20 protein-coding genes are annotated in these 17,023 nt (G+C 68.4%); 11 read left to right on the top strand and 9 right to left on the bottom strand.

The features are described from left to right. The first annotated feature begins 398 nt into the window (after positions 1-398). Positions 399-1,283, top strand: coding sequence for a helix-turn-helix domain-containing GNAT family N-acetyltransferase (locus ASG62_RS05465; protein WP_200944724.1), 885 nt, complete (start codon positions 399-401; stop codon positions 1,281-1,283). A 43-nt stretch (positions 1,284-1,326) separates the two neighbouring features. Here ASG62_RS05465 and ASG62_RS05470 read toward each other — a convergent pair whose 3' ends face one another. After that, positions 1,327-3,411 carry a S9 family peptidase gene (locus ASG62_RS05470; protein WP_056696218.1) on the bottom strand — a complete coding sequence of 695 codons (2,085 nt, stop codon included), beginning with the start codon at positions 3,409-3,411 and terminating at the stop codon, positions 1,327-1,329. 341 nt (positions 3,412-3,752) lie between these two features. Between ASG62_RS05470 and mbhE the strand changes: the two genes are divergently transcribed. Genes mbhE through mnhG form a run of 7 tightly spaced genes read left to right on the top strand, consistent with a single transcriptional unit; the run spans position 3,753 to position 9,521 of the window. Then, positions 3,753-6,062, top strand: coding sequence for a hydrogen gas-evolving membrane-bound hydrogenase subunit E (mbhE, locus tag ASG62_RS05475; protein WP_082537321.1), 2,310 nt, complete (start codon positions 3,753-3,755; stop codon positions 6,060-6,062). Further along, positions 6,059-6,484 carry an MnhB domain-containing protein gene (locus ASG62_RS05480; protein ID WP_056696112.1) on the top strand — a complete coding sequence of 142 codons (426 nt, stop codon included), beginning with the start codon at positions 6,059-6,061 and terminating at the stop codon, positions 6,482-6,484. The genes mbhE and ASG62_RS05480 overlap by 4 nt, the downstream gene beginning before the upstream one ends. Next, complete coding sequence (locus ASG62_RS05485; protein ID WP_056696114.1) at positions 6,484-6,861, top strand: Na+/H+ antiporter subunit C; 378 nt, start codon at positions 6,484-6,486, stop codon at positions 6,859-6,861. The genes ASG62_RS05480 and ASG62_RS05485 overlap by 1 nt, the downstream gene beginning before the upstream one ends. A gap of 2 nt (positions 6,862-6,863) precedes the next feature. After that, positions 6,864-8,444 (top strand): Na+/H+ antiporter subunit D, encoded by a 1,581-nt coding sequence (locus ASG62_RS05490; RefSeq protein WP_056696116.1) that lies wholly within the window; start codon positions 6,864-6,866, stop codon positions 8,442-8,444. After that, entirely contained in the window at positions 8,441-8,908 is a 468-nt protein-coding gene (locus tag ASG62_RS05495; RefSeq protein ID WP_056696119.1) for a Na+/H+ antiporter subunit E, read from the top strand. The genes ASG62_RS05490 and ASG62_RS05495 overlap by 4 nt, the downstream gene beginning before the upstream one ends. After that, on the top strand, positions 8,905-9,189 hold the full coding sequence (locus tag ASG62_RS05500; RefSeq protein ID WP_082537312.1) for a monovalent cation/H+ antiporter complex subunit F: 285 nt from the start codon (positions 8,905-8,907) through the stop codon (positions 9,187-9,189). Before ASG62_RS05495 ends, ASG62_RS05500 begins: the two co-directional genes overlap by 4 nt. After that, on the top strand, positions 9,189-9,521 hold the full coding sequence (gene mnhG, locus ASG62_RS05505) for a monovalent cation/H(+) antiporter subunit G (protein WP_056696121.1): 333 nt from the start codon (positions 9,189-9,191) through the stop codon (positions 9,519-9,521). The genes ASG62_RS05500 and mnhG overlap by 1 nt, the downstream gene beginning before the upstream one ends. Here the strand turns inward: mnhG and cysQ are convergent. After that, positions 9,449-10,300 carry a 3'(2'),5'-bisphosphate nucleotidase CysQ gene (gene cysQ, locus ASG62_RS05510; RefSeq protein ID WP_056696222.1) on the bottom strand — a complete coding sequence of 284 codons (852 nt, stop codon included), beginning with the start codon at positions 10,298-10,300 and terminating at the stop codon, positions 9,449-9,451. The two genes, mnhG and cysQ, sit on opposite strands and share 73 nt — an antisense overlap. A gap of 213 nt (positions 10,301-10,513) precedes the next feature. Here cysQ and ASG62_RS05515 point away from each other — a divergent pair, with 213 nt between their 5' ends. After that, positions 10,514-10,885 carry a DUF423 domain-containing protein gene (locus ASG62_RS05515; RefSeq protein WP_056696123.1) on the top strand — a complete coding sequence of 124 codons (372 nt, stop codon included), beginning with the start codon at positions 10,514-10,516 and terminating at the stop codon, positions 10,883-10,885. 4 nt (positions 10,886-10,889) lie between these two features. Here the strand turns inward: ASG62_RS05515 and ASG62_RS05520 are convergent, their stop codons facing one another. Beyond that, positions 10,890-11,237 carry a RidA family protein gene (locus tag ASG62_RS05520; RefSeq protein ID WP_056696125.1) on the bottom strand — a complete coding sequence of 116 codons (348 nt, stop codon included), beginning with the start codon at positions 11,235-11,237 and terminating at the stop codon, positions 10,890-10,892. A 198-nt stretch (positions 11,238-11,435) separates the two neighbouring features. Continuing rightward, positions 11,436-11,843, bottom strand: coding sequence for a DoxX family protein (locus ASG62_RS05525; RefSeq protein ID WP_056696127.1), 408 nt, complete (start codon positions 11,841-11,843; stop codon positions 11,436-11,438). Between the two features lie 255 nt (positions 11,844-12,098). On the opposite strand from ASG62_RS05525, the gene ASG62_RS05530 reads away from it, so the two are divergent. Beyond that, positions 12,099-13,466, top strand: a complete 1,368-nt coding sequence (locus ASG62_RS05530; protein ID WP_056696129.1) for an NAD(P)-dependent oxidoreductase — start codon at positions 12,099-12,101, stop codon at positions 13,464-13,466. An 11-nt stretch (positions 13,467-13,477) separates the two neighbouring features. Here the strand turns inward: ASG62_RS05530 and ASG62_RS05535 are convergent, their stop codons facing one another. Both ASG62_RS05535 and ASG62_RS27505 read right to left on the bottom strand, forming a co-directional pair. Beyond that, positions 13,478-13,711 carry a type II toxin-antitoxin system HicA family toxin gene (locus ASG62_RS05535; RefSeq protein ID WP_056696131.1) on the bottom strand — a complete coding sequence of 78 codons (234 nt, stop codon included), beginning with the start codon at positions 13,709-13,711 and terminating at the stop codon, positions 13,478-13,480. Between the two features lie 6 nt (positions 13,712-13,717). Then, a complete protein-coding gene (locus tag ASG62_RS27505) occupies positions 13,718-14,077 on the bottom strand; it encodes a type II toxin-antitoxin system HicB family antitoxin (protein WP_244488594.1) in 360 nt (119 codons plus the stop codon). Here ASG62_RS27505 and preA point away from each other — a divergent pair. Continuing rightward, complete coding sequence (gene preA, locus ASG62_RS05545) at positions 14,076-15,425, top strand: NAD-dependent dihydropyrimidine dehydrogenase subunit PreA (protein ID WP_056696135.1); 1,350 nt, start codon at positions 14,076-14,078, stop codon at positions 15,423-15,425. The two genes, ASG62_RS27505 and preA, sit on opposite strands and share 2 nt — an antisense overlap. 5 nt (positions 15,426-15,430) lie before the next feature. Here the strand turns inward: preA and ASG62_RS05550 are convergent, their stop codons facing one another. From ASG62_RS05550 to ASG62_RS05560, 3 genes are all read right to left on the bottom strand, one after another. Beyond that, positions 15,431-15,943 (bottom strand): hypothetical protein, encoded by a 513-nt coding sequence (locus ASG62_RS05550; RefSeq protein WP_056696137.1) that lies wholly within the window; start codon positions 15,941-15,943, stop codon positions 15,431-15,433. After that, positions 15,930-16,262, bottom strand: coding sequence for a hypothetical protein (locus ASG62_RS05555; RefSeq protein ID WP_156381975.1), 333 nt, complete (start codon positions 16,260-16,262; stop codon positions 15,930-15,932). The genes ASG62_RS05550 and ASG62_RS05555 overlap by 14 nt, the downstream gene beginning before the upstream one ends. Positions 16,263-16,341: 79 nt before the next feature. Beyond that, a complete protein-coding gene (locus tag ASG62_RS05560; RefSeq protein WP_056696139.1) occupies positions 16,342-16,992 on the bottom strand; it encodes a TetR family transcriptional regulator C-terminal domain-containing protein in 651 nt (216 codons plus the stop codon). Positions 16,993-17,023: the final 31 nt, after the last annotated feature.

Here is a 17,023-nt window from a genome sequence, read left to right on the forward strand (position 1 = left end):
AACCCCCTCTGCCTGCCGGCATCTCCCCCGCAAGGGGAGAGATCAGGCTCATCGCGAACGGCTGAGGTTTCGATCGACCGGCGAAGCTGCCGATCTCCCTCCTTGCGGGGGAGATGTCCGGCAGGACAGAGGGGGGTGCCTCACGCGGCCTTTATCGGACCATCGATACGATGCCTCAGATCGAAGACGTCCTGCTTCCCGCCCTGCGCCCATTCATCCCGAGCCGACGCGCAACGCCACATGCGCCATGACCGCAAGCGCGTCCCCACCTTGCTCCGGACCACGACGAGGTATATAGTTGCACGATACAACTATATAGGCCCATCATGTCTCCCTCCTCGTCGACCGTCGAAAACCTTCGTGTCCTATCGCGCCGGTTCGTTCGAGAACTCGGCTTCATGGGCGGGCCGTTTGCCGGAACGGACCTCTCGCCCTCCGCCGTGCATGCGCTGATCGAGATCGACGCTCGCGACGGCATGACCGCCAACGATCTCGCCGCCCTGCTGCGCCTGGAGAAGTCGAGCATCAGCCGGATGCTGCGCAAGCTCGTCCTGTCCGGCGACGTGACGGAGACGGCATCGGAGACCGACAGCCGAAGCAAGCGCCTCTCGCTCAGCGCGGCCGGCCGTCGGCGCGTCGCGGCGATCCACGATTTTGCCCGCGCGCAGGTCTCGGATGCGCTGCATCGCCTCCTGCCCGGGCAGGAGGAGACGGTGCTGGAAGGGCTCCGCCTCTATGCTGATGCTCTTCACGCTGGCGGAGATGCCGGGCAGGCGCCGGTGGAGATCCAGTCGGGCTATCGGACCGGGCTCATCGCGCAGATCACGCAGATGCACGCGCAATACTATGCGAACGCCTCGGGCTTCGGTCGAAGCTTCGAGTCCGTCGTCGCCGGCGGCCTCGCCGCCTTCTGCGACCGCCTCGACCATCCGGTCAACGCCATCTGGGTCGCGATGCGGGGACCTTCGATCGTCGGCTCCGTCGCGATCGACGGCGAGGATCTCGGACCCGGCATCGCGCATCTGCGCTGGTTCATCGTCGATGACGGCATGCGGGGAAGCGGCATCGGGAAGGCGCTGCTCGCCGCAGCGCTCGGCCACGCCGATCGCGAGGGGTATGCCGAGACGCATCTCTGGACGTTCGCAGGTCTCGACGCCGCTCGCCGCCTCTACGAGGCGAACGGCTTCACGTGTGTCGAGCAACGTTCCGGCCGCCAATGGGGCAGCGAGGTCCTGGAGCAGCGCTTCGCGCGGAAAAGGCCACGCGGCGCTGTCCAGGGCTGATCGCAGGACTTGCGACCGGTAGGGCTCAAGCGATGCCGGCCCTTCAGCTCTTCCCCATCACCTTCAGCGAAAACGCGTAGATCATCGCGACCTCCTCCAGCCGGTTGAACCGGCCGGACGCTCCGCCGTGGCCGGCGCCCATATTGGTGCGCAGGAGGATCGGGTTCGCGTCCGTCTTCAGCGCCCGCAGCTTGGCGACCCATTTGGCCGGTTCCCAATAGGTCACGCGCGGATCGGTAAGCCCGGCGAGGACGAGCATGGGCGGATAGGCCTTGGGCTCGACATTGTCGTAGGGGCTGTAGCCGGCGATGGCCGCGTAGTCCGCCTGCGAGGTGATCGGGTTGCCCCATTCCGGCCATTCCGGCGGGGTGAGGGGCAGCGTGTCGTCGAGCATGGTGTTGAGGACGTCGACGAAGGGCACGACCGCGACGACGGCGCCGAACTTCTCCGGCGCGATATTGGCGATCGCCCCCATCAGCATGCCGCCGGCCGAGCCGCCCTGCGCGACGATCCGGTCGTAGGACGTGTAGCCTTCCGAAACCAGATGATCGCCGGCCGCGATGAAGTCGGTGAACGTGTTGGTCTTGGCCTGCCGGCGGCCTTCCTCGTACCAGCGGAAGCCCTTGTCCTTGCCGCCGCGGATATGGGCGATGGCCCAGACGAAGCCGCGATCGACCAGCGAAAGCGCGTTCGTGTTGAACGAGGCGGGGATGGTGATGCCATAGGCGCCGTAGCCGTAGAGCATCAGCGGCGCGGAGCCGTCGAGCGGCGTATCGCGGCGGTGGAGGAGGGAGACCGGAACGGTCTCGCCGTCGGGCGCCGGCGCGAAGACGCGGCGCGTCACGTAGTCGTCGGGATTGTGGCCGGAGGGCACGTCCTGCGTCTTCAGGAGCGTGCGTGCGCGCGTCTCGACGTCGTATTCATAGGTCTGCGAGGGCGTCGTCAGCGAGGAATAGGTGAAGCGGACGAGCGTCGTGTCGTATTCGTAGGTGCCGGACAGGCCGAGCGAATAGGCCTCCTCGTCGAAGGCGACGACATGCTCCTCGCCGTCCCAGAGGCACTTGACGACGATGCGTGGCAGGCCGTCCCGGCGTTCCAGCCAGACGAGATGGCGCTTCAGCACGGTGTGGCCGAGAATCAGCCGGCCGGGCTCGTGGGGCACGTAGTCCACCCAGTCCGAACGACGCGAGGAATCGCTCGGTGCGGTCGCGATCTTGAAGTCCTTGGCGCCGCCGGCATTGGTCAGGATGTAGAGCGTGCCTTCGCCCTCGTCGACGCTGTATTCGACGCCCGTCTCGCGCTCGGCGAGAAGCCGCGGCTCGGCGGCGGGGTTGGAGGCCGGGATCAGCCAGGCTTCGGAGGTCTCGTGGTCGTTGATGGCGATGACGACGAACTCGCCCGACTGCGTCTTGTCGACATCCATGAAGAAGCCGGCATCGGTCTCCTCGAAGATCAGCGCGTCCTCGGCCGGGTCGCTGCCGAGGCGGTGGTAGAAGACGCGGCTCGGGCGGTGGTTGGAATCGAGCCGCGTGTAGAAGAGGCCCTTGGAGCGCTGGGACCAGACGGCCCCGCCGCTCGTGTCCTCGATGCGATAGGCCTCGTCCGCGCCGGTCGCGAGGTCGCGCAGGGCCAGCGCGTAGAACTCCGAGCCCTTGTCGTCGTAGGACCAGGCGAGCCAGTTGTGGTCGGTCGAATGGCTGACGCCGCCGAGTGAGAAATACTCGCGCGCGCCGGCTTCCGCCTCGACGTCGAGGATCACCGTCTCCGAGGCGTCGTCCCCGCCGCGCGGGCGCCGGACATAGCGCGGATATTCAGCGCCCTGCCGATAGGCGACGCCGTAGGCGAAGGGGCCGTCCGGCGCGGGAACGGAGCTGTCGTCCTCCTTGATGCGGCCGCGCATTTCCGCGATCAGCGCCTCGCGAAGCGCCGCCGTCGGGGCCATGATCGCCTCCTGATAGGCGTTCTCGGCGTCGAGATGGGCGCGGATCGCGGGGTCGAGCAGGCTCGTATCCTTGAAGACCTCCTGCCAGTTCGGCGCGCGGAGCCAGGCATAGTCGTCGCTGCGCGTCACGCCGTGGCGCGTGTCCTCCACGGGCCGGCGATCCGCGACCGGCGGTTCGGCCGGCACGGAGGAGGCGGCGTTCGGCGAAGCTTGCGGGATGGGGAGGGTCAAGTCGGATTCCGATCGGGCAGCGCGAGGCGCCGGGCGCGTCGCGGGAGTTCGGTGTCGAGGCTCCTCGCCTCGGATGCACCCGGAATCCCATAGCGAATGCGGCCGTGCAAGGGGCCACGTCGTCCCCTCCGTTTCCGCCGGAGCGGAAGCGTTCTTGCCGCGGAGGCGAAGGCGGCTATGTTGCCGGAAACCGGCGACGGGGGAGAACGGGACTGCCAGTTTCGACGGAGGGCGTTTGGGCGCCCGGCTTCATCGCCTTGGCCCTGCCGTTCCTCGGCGCGATCCTGGCCCCTTTCATGGTCCGGCTCTTCGGCCGCGCCGCCGGCTGGCCGCTGGCGCTCCTGCCGGCCGGCGCCTTCGTCCTTCTCTTCGACGGGGCAGGGCGCGCCGAGGCGCTTCTCTTCTCCGCCGAGTGGGTTCCGAGCCTTAGCATCCGCCTCGCCTTCCGGCTGGACGGTCTGTCGCAGGGCTTCGCCCTTCTCGTCACCGGCATCGGCGCGCTGCTCGTGCTCTATGCCGCCGGCTATCTCGGCAGGAGGCCCGATCTCGGGCGGTTCCTCGGCTTCGTCTTCCTCTTCATGGGCGCCATGCTCGGACTCGTCCTCGCCGACGATCTCGTCACGCTCGCCGTCTTCTGGGAACTGACCTCGATCGCCTCCTTCCTCCTGATCGGCTTCGATCACGAGCGGGAGGCCTCGCGGCGCGGGGCGATCCAGGCGCTGGTGATCACCGGCGGCGGCGGGCTGGCGCTGCTGGCCGCCGCCGTTCTCCTCGGCGAGGGGCTCGGCCTGCGCACCCTGACCGAGGTGCTGGCCGCAGGCGATACCATCCGCGACAGCGCGCTCTACGGGCCGCTTCTGGCGCTCGTGCTCCTCGCGGCCTTCACGAAATCGGCGCAGGTGCCGTTCCATGTCTGGCTGCCCAACGCCATGGCCGCGCCGACGCCGGTCTCGGCCTATCTCCACTCTGCGACCATGGTGAAGGCCGGCGTCTACCTGCTCCTGCGCCTTCACCCGGCCTTCGGCGGCACGCCCGCCTGGGAGACGATCCTGCCGCTCTTCGGCGGCGCGACGCTGCTGACGGGCGCCGCCCTCGCGCTGCGCCAGACCGATCTGAAGCTCGTCCTCGCCTATACGACGGTCGGCTCGCTCGGCCTCATCGTCCTGCTGATCGGCATCGGCACGGAGGCCGCGATCGAGGCGGCGGTGCTCTATCTTCTCGCCCATGCGCTCTTCAAGGGCGCGCTCTTCACACTGGCAGGCTCGATCGACCACGGGGCCGGAACGCGGGATCTGCGCGCGCTCGGTGGTCTCCGTCGCGTCATGCCCGCGACCTTCGCCGCGGCGCTCCTCGCCGCCCTCTCCATGGCCGGCATGACGCCCTTTCTCGGCTTCGTCGCCAAGGAGGAGGTCTATGCCGCGACGCTCCCCGGCCTCGCTGTGACGCTCGTTGCGGTCATGGGCAATGCCGCCATGGTCGCCGCCGCCGGCCTCGTCGCTCTCCGGCCCTTCCTCGGCCCGCGGCCGGAGGCTCTATCGAAGGCGCATGAAGGCGCGCCGCTTCTCCTTGCAGCGCCCGTCGCGCTCGCGCTCTGTGGTCTTCTGGCGGGCGTCCTGTCCGGCCTCTTCCATCCGGTCTTTTCAAACGCCATGGCCTCGGCCGCCCTCGGTCGCGGCGTCGCCATCGGCGCCTCCGCGATGCCGCATCCGGGCCTGCCGCTGCTTCTCTCCGCCCTCACGATCGCGCTCGGCGCAGGGCTCTACCTCAAGGCCGACGCGGTTCGCGGGGGGCTCGCCCGGCTGCTCGGCGCCATCGGCTGGGGGCCGGATCTCGGCTTCGATCAGGCGATGCGCGGGCTGATCCGCGCCTCGGTCGCCCTGACGGCCCGGCTCCAATCGGGCCGGCTCGACCGCTACACGGCCGTCGCCTTCGCCGTCTTCGCCCTCGCCATGCTGGTGCCGCTGATCCTCGGCGATGCGCTGCCGGTGGTCCCCGATCTCGCCGGCATCGGCTGGCTGTCGGCCGGCCCGGCCGCGCTGATCCTCGTCGGCATAGCGGTCGTGCTCGCGGCGCGCGAGCGGCTGGTCGCCGTCGTGGCGCTCGGCATCCAGGGGCTGGCGATGGCGCTCCTCTTCGCCTCCGTCGGCGCGCCCGATCTCGCCTTCACGCAGATGATGGTGGAGACCCTCTCGGTCGTCATCCTCGTCTTCGTGCTCCTCCGGCTGGATCTGAAACCCTCCGACCGTCGGCCTCCTCGCTACCGCCTCGCCGATGGCGCCGTCGCGCTGGCCGGCGGCCTCGGCCTCGCGCTCTTGATCCTCGCGGTCTCGGAGACGCCGTTCGACGCCCGCCTGTCCGATTTCTACACCGCCATGAGCGCGCCGCTCGCCCATGGGCGCAACATCGTCAACGTCGTCATCGTCGACTTCCGCGGCCTCGATACGCTTGGCGAGATCGCCGTCGTGCTTGCGGCGGGCCTTGCGATTCTCGGCCTGCTCGGTTTGAGGGCGCCCGCCGAGACCGCCTTGCGGAAAACCCGCCCCGGCCGGGGTCGCAAGACCGCCGCCGCCCCGTTGAAGCCGGCTGGACCGGAGCGATCCTCGTGAACAGCCCGATCTTCCGCGCCGCGAGCCCGCTCATCGCCGCGCTGCTCGTCCTTGCCGCGATCTTCATCGTGCTTCGCGGCCACAACGAGCCCGGCGGCGGCTTCATCGGCGGGCTGCTCGCCGCCGGCGCGGTCGCGATGCGCGCGCTGGCCGGGGAGGGCGCGGCCATGCGCCGGGCGCTGCGCGTCGATCCCGCCGCCTTCGCGGCGGCCGGGCTGCTTCTCGCCGCGCTCGCGGGCCTCTCCGCCCTTCTGGTAGGGCGTCCGCTCTTCACCGGCCTCTGGTGGCTGCCGCAGGTGCTCGGCAGCGAGGTCGCGCTCTCGACGCCCCTCGTCTTCGATCTCGGCGTCTTCGCCACCGTCTTCGGCACGTTCTCCGCGCTGATCCTGGAACTCTCGGACAAGCGCGGGGAGGGCGGCTGATGCAGGCGCTCCTCGCCCTTCTGGCCGGCGCGCTCTTCGGCGGCGCGATCTATCTCCTCCTCTCGCGCCGGATCGTGCGCGTGCTGATCGGCCTCGTCCTCTTCGGCAATGCCGCAAATCTGACGATCCTCGCCGCCGGCCGCGTTTCCGTCCGCAGTCTTCCGCTCGTGCCGGACGGGCTCTACGCGCCGGAAGGCCCCATCGCGAACCCTCTGCCCCAGGCGCTGATCCTCACCGCGATCGTCATCTCCTTCTCCTTCTTCGCCGTGCTCCTGGTGCTCGCCTTTCGCGCCTATCAGGACCTCGGCACCGACGACACCGGCCTGATGCGCGTCGCCGAACCCGAAGGGGAGGGGCCGCCGCCCCTCGGCTACTGACCATGGCGATCGACACCGCCGCTCTCTTCGAAACGGCGCAGACCTTCGCGCCGGTCACGCCGGCCGATGCGCTGGTGGCGCTGCCCGTCGCGCTGCAGCTGGCGCTCGCCGCGATCCTGTTGCTCATGAGGCGGCAGGTGCGGGCGCAAGGAAGGGTCGCGGTCGCCGGGCTCGGCCTCGTCTTCGCGATCGATCTGGCGCTCCTGGCGCAGGTCCTGTCCGGCGGCCCGCGCGTCATGGCGATGGGCGCCTGGTTTCCGCCCTTCGGCATCGCCTTCTCGCTGGACGTGCTGGGCGCCGTCTTCCTCGCCGTCGCCGGCTTCGTCGCGCTCGCCTGCGCGATCCACGCGACCGCCGCGATCCCGGAGGCGGAAAAGCGCGGCGGCTTCTTCCCCTTCCTCGTCCTCATGATGGCGGGCGTTTCAGGCGCCTTCCTGACCGGCGATCTCTTCAACCTCTATGTCTGGTTCGAGGTTCTGCTGATCGCCTCCTTCGGCCTGCTCGCTCTCGGTTCTCGGCCGGCGCAGCTCGACGGGGCGCTCGCCTACGGCATCCTGAACCTCGTCGCGACGACGCTTTTCCTCATCGCGACCGCGCTGCTCTATGGCCTCTTCGGCACGCTCAACATGGCCGACCTCGCGCGTCTGGCGGCGCTGCGGGACGCGGACGGGCCTGTCGTGGCGCTCACCGTCCTCTTCCTCGCCGCCTTCGGCATGAAGGCCGCCGCCTTCCCGCTGAACGCCTGGCTGCCCGCCTCCTACCACACGCCCCGCTTCGTCACCTCCGCGCTCTTCGCCGGCCTCCTGACGAAGGTCGGCGTCTATGCGCTGATCCGCGTTCTCGGCATGGTGCTGGCCGGCGCCCATGGCGGCCTTGCGCCGCTCATCGGCTGGGTGGCGGGCTTGACCATGCTGGTCGGCGCGCTCGGCGCGCTCGCGCAGAGCGATCTTCGCCGTCTTCTCGGCTATGTCGTCATCGCCGGCATCGGCACGATCCTGGCCGGCCTCGCCCTACCCGTCGCGGTCGGCGGTGCCGGCCTTGCCGGCTCGATCGCCTACGCGCTCCATTCGATCGTCGTCATGGCCGCGCTCTATCTCGCCGCCGGCGTCGTGGCGGATCGAACTGGCTCCTCCTCGCTCCACGAGATGGGCGGGCTCTGGAAACGCCATCCGGTCTTTTCCGGCCTCGTCCTCGTCCTGTTTCTCGCTGCCTCCGGCCTGCCGCCGCTCTCCGGCTTCTGGCCGAAGCTCGTGCTCCTGCGCGCCACGATCGGCGGGGGCGAGCCGGTTCTGGCCGCCGTCCTTCTTCTCTCCGGTCTTCTTCTCACGATCGCGACGCTGCGCGTCTTCGCGCTGGCCTTCTGGCGCGAAGCGCCGGGGCGAGGGGATGCGGGCGGTGCGGAGGATTTCGAGGCGCCGCCGCCCGGCCGATGGCAGACCACCCTGCCGCTCGCCGCGCTGACGGCCTTCGCCCTCGCCATGGGCCTCTATCCCGAGCCGCTCGCCCATGTGGCCCGCCTTGCCGCGGACGGCATCGCCGATCCCTCCGCCGCCATCGTCCGAACGCTGGGAGCCACGCCATGAGGCGGCTGCCGACGCTTCTGCTCCTCGCTTTCGGCTGGATGGCGATCGGCTGGTCGTTCACGATCCTCAATCTCGCGCTCGGCCTTTGCGTCGCCTGGGTCGCGCTCCGCCTCGCCGGCGCGTCCGGGCTGCTGCCGACGATCCGCCTCTGGCCCCTGATCGCGCTCGCTCTCCTCTTCCTGAAGGAACTGGCGCTTTCGGCCGTCGCCGTCGTGCGCATCGTCCTCGACCCGAAGCTCGCCGCCACGCCCGGCATCGTGAACGTGCCCCTCGCGCTTCACCGGGACGGCGAGATCGCCCTTCTCGCCTGCCTGATCACGCTGACGCCCGGCACGCTGTCGGTCGATCTGTCGCCGGACCGCCGGCATCTCCTCGTCCACGCGCTCGACGCCTCCGACCCGGCGGGTCTGCGCCGCTCCATCGCGGAGGGTTTCGAGCGGGCGATCATGAAGGCCTTTCCATGAGCGGCGCCTGGATCTTTCTCGACGGCGCGATCGCCGCCTCCGCCGTGATGCTCGGCGCGGCGCTGCTCCTTGCAGCGATCCGTGTCGCGCGGGGCCCGAGCCTGCCGGACCGCGTGCTCGGCCTCGATCTTTGCACGAATCTCGCGATCTGCTTCCTCGGCGTCGCCGCGCTCCAGCCGGGCTCGGCGGCTCTCGTCGATGTCGCCTTCGGCGTCGCGGCCATCGGCTTTCTCGCCACGCTCGCCTTCGCCTGGTTCATCGAGAAGAGAGGCCGCCGCTGATGCTGGAGATCGCAGCGGGAACTCTCGCCATCCTCGGCTCGGGCCTTGCGCTCGTCGCTTCCATCGGCCTGCTGCGCCTGCCGAACTTCCTCGCCCGCACCCATGCCGCCTCGCTGGCGGGCTCCGTCGGCGCGGGGCTGATCCTCGTCGCAGTCGCGCTGGTGGCGCCGGACGGCGGCATCGCCATCCGCGCGCTCGCCGCCATCCTGCTTTTGTTCGTCACCGCCCCGATCGCCGCCCATCTCCTCGCCAAGGCGAGCTACCGCTCCGGCGAGGCCTCGGGTGGGCCGGGCGGGGACGGCAAGGGCCAGACCCCGGAGGCGACGAAGTAGGGATTGGCGAAATCCGCCTCGCCGGCGCGGCCGCGCTTCTCGTAGAGGAGAGGCGCGTGCCCCAGCGTGCGCACCGTGCCGCCCGCCGCCTCCAGGACCGCCTGTCCCGCCGCCGTGTCCCACTCCATCGTGCGGCCGAAGCAGGGATAGAGATCCGCCGCGCCCTCGGCGATCCGGCAGAACTTTAGCGACGAGCCGACCGGCACGACTTCGGCCGTGCGATAGCGCATGAGGAAGGCGGCGACGTCCGGCGTCTGGGCGCGCGACCGGCTGACGAGAACGATCGGGTGATCGAGAGCCTTGCGCGTTTCGATCGTGTGGAGGAGGCCGCTGCGCCCGTCCGACCCGACGCGCCCCTTGAAGGCGCCGGCGGCCGAGCCGACGAAGATCTCGCCATAGGCCGGCGCCACGACGACGCCCGCGACGGGGCGCCCGTCCTCGATCAGCGCGATGTTGACCGTGAAATCGCCGATGCCGCCGATGAACTCGCGCGTTCCGTCGATCGGATCGACCAGCACGAAACGCCGGCCGAGATGGGCGGGAACGTCGCCTGCATAGACCGCTTCCTCGGCGACGACCGGCAGATCGGGAAACGCCTCGGCGAGCCGGGCCTTGATCAGCGTCTCCGCGGCGAGGTCGGCCTCGGTCACCGGCGAGAAGTCGGCCTTCAGCACATGCTCGCGCTCGCCGCCGAAAGCGCCGCGAACGAGGGCGGCGGCTTCCAGCGCGGCGCTCTGAAAGGCGCAGAGGACTGCCCCTGGATCGTCCTGTCTCGTCATGTCCGCCATCGTCGCCGCGCTGGGCCGGCGCGCCGGCATAGGGTGTTCAACTCCGCGTCGCATCGCCGTGTTCCGGTTCCGCCGGGGAGCAGCCTCCGCTAAGAGGTCCTAACAAAGACCCATCAGGGGCGCGAGATCGCCCGGCCGCGAATCCGTGGGGTTCAAGGCCGGCCCGATGCGCTCGCACATCCAGGCCTCGACGGAAAGACCGACATGACCCGAACCGCGATACTTCTGACCGTCCTCTCGGGACTTCTCGGGGCCGCCGGCGCCGCGGGTGCCGCGGCCGCGGCCCATGGATCGGCGGGCGCGGATCTCATGATGCTGGCCGCCGCCATGGCGCTCGTCCATGCGCCCGCTCTTCTGGCGCTGGCCGCCCTGCCGCTGGCGAGCCCGCTCTGGAAGGCTCTGCCGGGCCTCGTGCTGGCGCTTGGAACGCTGCTCTTCTCCGGCGATCTCGCCATGCGGGCGCTGACCGGCGACAGGCTCTTTCCGATGGCCGCGCCGGCCGGCGGGACGCTCCTGATCGCCGGCTGGCTGCTTCTCGCCGTCGCCGCGCTGGTTTCCGCGCGGCGACGGAACTGAACGATCAGATCGCCGCGACGACGATGATCTCGACCCGGTAGTCCGGCGTCGCCAGGGCGATATTGCCGCCGGTCGCGCGGGCCGGCGGATTGGCCGTGTCGACCCAGCCGTCCCAGACCGCGTTCATCGCGCCGAAATCGGCGATGTCAGCGAGCCAGATCGTGGCGGAGAGGATCTTCGACTTGTCCGTGCCGGCCTCCGCGAGGAGACGGTCGATCTCGGAGAGAATCGTCTTGGTCTGCGCGGCGACGTCGTCGCCGGGCTTGCCGACCTGTCCGGCCAGATAGACCGTGTCCTTGTGGATGACGGCCTGCGACATGCGCGGGCCCGGCTCGAAGCGGCGGATGGTCATGGGGACGAGGATCCTCTGGAATCAAAGACGGGCCACGCTCTAGCAGGCGCGCCCCGTTCTCGAAAGCCGCCGGACCCCGCCTCGAGTGTGTCCGGGATAAGTGGAAACCGGTTATCCCGAAAAGACAAACGAAATCAAAGAAAGCTCGAGTCTGGCTGGTTCAGAATGAACCTGACGGACTCGAGCCCCGCCGCCGCCTCAGAGCGTGCGCGAGCGCGATCCGTCCACGCTGTAGGGGCCGGCGCCGCGGGCCGCGAAATAGAGGAAGATGAAGCAGAAGAGGATCGCTCCGTCGCCGCCGTTGACGACGGGATAGAAGCTCGACGGCGCGTGGAACATCCAGTAGGCGACCGCCATCTCGCCGGCCAGAAGGAAGGCGACGGGCCGCGTGAAGAGGCCGATGACGATCAAAAGCCCGCCGACGAACTCCAGCACCGCGCCGATCCAAAACAGGCTGAGAACTGCCGGAAGCCCGCTCTCCGGCGCGACCGGAAACCCGAAGAGCTTCTGCGTGCCGTGCTCCATGAAGAGAAGGCCGGCGATGATGCGCAGAGCCGTCAGCGCGTAGGGCGCGTAGGCGGCGGCTTGGTCGGTGCGGGTCGACATGGGATCGAAGCTCCTGGTGGACGATCGTGCGGAGAGAGTTCCGGCGCGGCGAAAGCTAGCAGCTTCGTGCGGCCTGTCGAGGCACCGGATGCAGGTCAAACACACCGCTTCACGCCCTTCGGGAAGCAAATCTTTGACCGTTTGATAAAAAAATTGACGCTGCCGACCTTTTGGGCTCATCTTCGTTTGGAACGGTTCTCGACTGCGACGCGCGCCAGTGGCCTCGCGGTTCCTCGACGAAGAGGCAGGTGGCCCATGAACGAACTGCGTCCCTTCAGCCCCGACATCGCTGCAGCACGTCTTCGGCCCGACGATCTGGCCCGCAATTTCGACGATCTCCATCCGCCGCTGACGTCCCACGAGGCGCTGGTCGAGGCCGACCGCTGCTATTTCTGCTACGACGCGCCCTGCATGCAGGCCTGTCCGACCACGATCGACATCCCGCTCTTCATCCGCGAGATTCAGGCCGGCAATCCGACGGGCGCGGCCAAGACGATCCTCTCCTCCAACATTCTCGGCGGCATGTGCGCCCGGGTCTGTCCGACCGAGACGCTCTGCGAGGAGGTCTGCGTGCGCGAGGTCGCGGAGGGCAAGCCGGTGAAGATCGGCATGCTCCAGCGCTTCGCGACCGACCATCTCATGGCGCGCGGCGAGCATCCCTTCACCCGGGCGCCCGAGACGGGCCGGCGCATCGCCGTCGTCGGCGCGGGGCCTGCCGGCCTTTCCTGCGCCCACCGCCTCGCCATGCTCGGCCACGACGTCACCGTCTACGACGCCCGTCCGAAGGCCGGCGGTCTCGATGAATACGGCATCGCCGCCTACAAGGCGGTCGACGATTTCGCTCAACGCGAAGTGGCCTTCCTTCTGAAGATCGGCGGCATCACGATCGAGACCGGCCGCGCGCTCGGCCGCGACTTCGATCTCGATGCGCTCGGCAAAGCCTTCGACGCCGTCTTCCTCGGATTGGGGTTGTCAGGTGTCAACGCGCTCGGCCTCGACGGAGAGACCGCGTCCGGCATCCACGATGCCGTGTCCTGGATCGCCGAACTGCGTCAGGCGGACGACCTCTCGTCGCTCGCCATCGGGCGCCGCGTCGTGGTCATCGGCGGCGGCATGACGGCGGTGGATGCCGCCGTGCAGGCCAAGGCGCTCGGCGCGGAGGAGGTGACGCTCGTCTATCGGCGGGGCCGCGAGGCGATGAACGCCTCCGGCTTCGAGCAGGACCTCGCCCAGACCCGCGGCGTCCAGCTGCGCTGCAACCTCCAGCCCAAGGCTCTTCTCACGAGCGGCGGCCATGTCTCCGGCATCGAGCTCGAGCGCACCGCCACGATCGACGGCCGCCTCGTCGGCACGGGAGAGACGGTGATCGTGGAAGCCGACCAGATCTTCAAGGCGATCGGCCAGAGCTTCTCCGAACCCGGCCTCGGCGCATCGATCGCCCTGGAGCGCGGCCGCATCAAGGTCGACGCGGACCACCGCACCAGCGTGCCCGGCATCTGGGCCGGCGGCGACTGCATCTCGGAGGGCGACGACCTCACCGTGATCGCCGTCGAGGACGGCAAGATCGCGGCGATGGATATTCACGCCGCGCTGACGGGCGCGGCGCGGTTGGCGGCGGAGTGAGGTCGATGCCTTCAGCCGAGCGCCCGACGGAACGCCTCTTCGGTGAGGCCGCTCTGCTCCAGGATCGCCCGCAGCGTTCCGATCGGCAGGTCGCGATGGCCGTGAACCGGCACGACGATGGTTCGTTTGGGCGGACCGGGGTGAACGAGCTTATGATGGCTTCCGCGAACGCGCTCGACGACGAAGCCCGATCGTTCCAAGGCCTTGACGACGTCGCGTGCGGACAGGACGGGGAACTTCGCCAAGCCGCTTCAGGCCGCGACGGTCAATTGTTCGATGCGGGTCGGAACGTCGGCCGGAATGTCTCGGCCGTCTTCCCGGTAATCCTCGATCATGAGTTCGATGGCTTCGCGAGCGTTCGCCATCGATTCCTCGAGCGTCAGTCCATAGCTGACGATCTCCGGAAAGGCGGGAACGCGCACGGTGTACCCGCCCTCGGGCTCGGGTTGAAGATTGATCGTGAACCGATGCTCGCTCGCCATTCGCCCAACTCCGTGCCGCCCGATCACAGCCGTTTTCATACCACCGATCCCGCCGGATGCCGACCGGGATTCTCCTGCCTGCCCGATGCCGACCGGCATTCTCCTTGCGTGAAAGAAGGGTGACGACATGGCCGACCTTTCCACCACCTTCCTCGGCATCCGCTCGCCGAACCCGTTCTGGCTGGCCTCCGCGCCGCCGACCGACAAGGAGTACAACGTCCAGCGCGCCTACGAGGCGGGCTGGGGCGGGGTCGTCTGGAAGACGCTGGGCGAGGCCGGGCCCTCCGTCGTCAACGTCAACGGGCCGCGCTACGGCGCCATCCACGGACCGGACCGCCGCCTGCTCGGCCTCAACAATATCGAGCTGATTACCGACCGCGATCTTGACACCAATCTGGAGGAGATGGCGCGGGTCAAGCGCAACTGGCCGGACCGGGCGCTGATCGCATCGCTGATGGTGCCTTGCGACGAGAAGAGCTGGCAGGACATTCTCTCGCGCGTGGACGAGACCGTGTGCGACGGGCTGGAACTGAACTTCGGCTGCCCCCACGGCATGAGCGAACGCGGCATGGGCGCGGCGGTCGGGCAGGTGCCCGAATACATCGAAATGGTCGCGCGCTGGTGCAAGGAGAAGTCGAAGCTCCCGGTCATCGTGAAGCTGACGCCGAACATCACCGACATCCGCTATCCCGCGCGCGCCGCGAAGCGGGGCGGGGCGGACGCGGTCTCGCTGATCAACACGATCTCCTCCATCGTCTCGATCGATCTCGACAAATTCGCGCCGACGCCGACGATCGACGGCAAGGGCAGCCATGGCGGCTATTGCGGCCCGGCGGTTAAGCCGATCGCCCTCAACATGGTCGCCGAGATCGCGCGCGACGGCGAGACGCGAGGGCTTCCCATCTCCGGCATCGGCGGCATCACGACTTGGCGAGACGCCGCCGAGTTCATCTCGCTCGGCTGCGGCACGGTCCAGGTCTGCACGGCGGCCATGACCTACGGTTTCAAGGTCGTGAAGGAGATGGCCTCCGGCCTCTCCGACTGGATGGACGAGAAGGGCTACGCCACGATCGAGGACTTTCGCGGCCGCGCGGCGCCGAACGTCACCGACTGGCAGTATCTAAACCTCAACTACGTGACGAAGGCGCGGATCGACCAGGATCTCTGCATCAAATGCGGCCGCTGCCACATCGCCTGCGAGGACACGTCCCATCAGGCGATCACCAGCATGGTCGACGGCGCGAGGCGCTTCGAGGTGATCGACGAGGAATGCGTCGGCTGCAATCTCTGCGTCAACGTCTGCCCGGTCGAGGACTGCATCTCCATGGAGCAGATCACCGGCTGGGACCCCCGAACCGAAAAGCCGATCCCGGCGGAATATTCCAACTGGACGGTCCACGGCAACAACCCCATGCGCCGCGAGACGCTGCAATTCGCGCCGGAGCCGATGGTGCGGGAAGCCGAGCCGGCTGAGTGATGCGATCAGAACGAGGGAGGAAAGGCGAGAAGCGTGAGAAAGCGCTTACGGGCAACGCCGTCGGCGCCGTTCAACCGGGCGATGATTTCGCGGCTGCTGGTAATGGCCGACTTCGCGTCGGACGTTTTCAATCGGACCGCGGGATCGTAGTCCGCGTCGTGGCGCGCCTCCTGTAGAGCCGGCAGGAGGGTGGCGATCACACGCAGATCCTGCCCGAAACCGTCGGTCGGAACATGCCTTGCGATCCGCTTGCTGGGCTTATGCTTCGCAACTTCGATCAGAAGTTCTTTCAATGCTTTATGGCTGATGCTCCGATAGATGAGTTGGTACTCGTTCGCTTGGCGTTTCGTGCCCCCAATGAACTCGTCCGCTACGGACGTCAGGACGGCGTGAAAAGCCGCGTAGTAGGCGCTCGATATCGCGCGACGAATATCGACCTGTCGCGGCGGACCCGCTGGCGGCGCTTCGATCAGCCGCTCCGCCTGGTCGAGAAGATGCTGTGGGTTAAGAACGGCCAAGGGGCACGCGGGTCATGTTGGAAACGTCGTCGTCCTCTTCGGTCTCGTCCTCGATCTGAATTTCGCCGGCCTCCCCGTAGCCGATATAGGCAAAGCGCTCTTCGCCCGCGGTTGTGAGTTCATCCTGGAGATCGAGGGCGGCGTCGCCGAGAGTGCCGCCCAGCAGCGTATCGATCTGACCTTCTTTCGCGACGATGACGACCTTGACGGCTTCGTTGCCCGAGGAGTCGATGAACTCGTCGACAAGGGCCCCGTCGATCGCACCCTCCCCGAAATGACGTTTGTAGATGCGGACTGCGGCATCGCGGATCGTGGTCATATCGAGTCGCATGGCGATCTCCGGATTTCTACTTTCCATAGCGTTTAAGTCTGACCCAGGCCCGAGTCGAGGTCTGCGCCTATCTCGGCCGCACCCCGTTCAGCACGATCGTCAGCACCGCCTGGGCGCTTTGCTCGGCGAAGCCGGGGCGGCCGACTTCCGTGCCGAGGATGGCGCGGATCTGGGTGTCGAAATCGGCATAGGTCTGCGTCGTCGCCCAGATGGCGAAGAGAAGGTGGAAGGGATCGACCGGGGCGAGGCGCCCGTCCGTGACCCAGGTCCGGATGACGCCGGCCTTCTCGTGGACGAGGCTCTTCAGCCGCGTCTTCAGGAAGTCGCCGATGGCGGGCGCGCCGCTCAGCATCTCGCCGGCGAAGAGGCGGGAGGCCTCGGGGCGCTCCATGGAGAGCTCGATCTTCCGCGTGATGTAGCGCCGGAGTTCCTCGATCGGATCGCCGGCCGGGTCGAGCCGCTCCAGGGGGGCGAGCCATTCGTCGAGCGTCGCCTCCAGCACGGCGGCATAGATGTCCTGCTTGCGCTTGAAGTAGTAGAGGAGATTGGGCTTCGACATGCCGGCGCGCGCCGCGATCTGATCGAGCGTCGAGCCGCGAAAGCCGTGGATGGAGAAGACCTGCAGCGCCGCATCGAGGATCGTTCCGCGATTGATCGCCTGGATGCGCGTCGTGCGCGGCTCGTCCTGCAAGGGGTTCGGATCGACCTTGGCATCCATCCCGGCAGGACCTCTCTTCGACCCGTGCGCC

The sequence above is a fragment of the Aureimonas sp. Leaf427 genome, from assembly GCF_001425485.1.
Lineage (GTDB): Bacteria > Pseudomonadota > Alphaproteobacteria > Rhizobiales > Rhizobiaceae > Plantimonas.

Bases quoted from the DNA above. Each gene is read 5' to 3' on its own strand.
- ASG62_RS05560 (WP_056696139.1), bottom strand. From the start codon at position 16,992: ATGGATGCCAAGGTCGATCCGAACCCCTTGCAGGACGAGCCGCGCACG.
- ASG62_RS05490 (WP_056696116.1), top strand. From the start codon at position 6,864: ATGGCGATCGACACCGCCGCTCTCTTCGAAACGGCGCAGACCTTCGCG.
- ASG62_RS05525 (WP_056696127.1), bottom strand. From the start codon at position 11,843: ATGTCGACCCGCACCGACCAAGCCGCCGCCTACGCGCCCTACGCGCTG.
- cysQ (WP_056696222.1), bottom strand. From the start codon at position 10,300: ATGACGAGACAGGACGATCCAGGGGCAGTCCTCTGCGCCTTTCAGAGC.
- ASG62_RS05485 (WP_056696114.1), top strand. From the start codon at position 6,484: ATGCAGGCGCTCCTCGCCCTTCTGGCCGGCGCGCTCTTCGGCGGCGCG.
- ASG62_RS05555 (WP_156381975.1), bottom strand. From the start codon at position 16,262: ATGACCACGATCCGCGATGCCGCAGTCCGCATCTACAAACGTCATTTC.
- ASG62_RS05515 (WP_056696123.1), top strand. From the start codon at position 10,514: ATGACCCGAACCGCGATACTTCTGACCGTCCTCTCGGGACTTCTCGGG.
- preA (WP_056696135.1), top strand. From the start codon at position 14,076: ATGGCCGACCTTTCCACCACCTTCCTCGGCATCCGCTCGCCGAACCCG.
- ASG62_RS05495 (WP_056696119.1), top strand. From the start codon at position 8,441: ATGAGGCGGCTGCCGACGCTTCTGCTCCTCGCTTTCGGCTGGATGGCG.
- ASG62_RS05500 (WP_082537312.1), top strand. From the start codon at position 8,905: ATGAGCGGCGCCTGGATCTTTCTCGACGGCGCGATCGCCGCCTCCGCC.
- ASG62_RS27505 (WP_244488594.1), bottom strand. From the start codon at position 14,077: ATGTCGTCACCCTTCTTTCACGCAAGGAGAATGCCGGTCGGCATCGGG.
- mnhG (WP_056696121.1), top strand. From the start codon at position 9,189: ATGCTGGAGATCGCAGCGGGAACTCTCGCCATCCTCGGCTCGGGCCTT.
- ASG62_RS05530 (WP_056696129.1), top strand. From the start codon at position 12,099: ATGAACGAACTGCGTCCCTTCAGCCCCGACATCGCTGCAGCACGTCTT.
- ASG62_RS05465 (WP_200944724.1), top strand. From the start codon at position 399: ATGGGCGGGCCGTTTGCCGGAACGGACCTCTCGCCCTCCGCCGTGCAT.
- ASG62_RS05520 (WP_056696125.1), bottom strand. From the start codon at position 11,237: ATGACCATCCGCCGCTTCGAGCCGGGCCCGCGCATGTCGCAGGCCGTC.
- mbhE (WP_082537321.1), top strand. From the start codon at position 3,753: ATGGTCCGGCTCTTCGGCCGCGCCGCCGGCTGGCCGCTGGCGCTCCTG.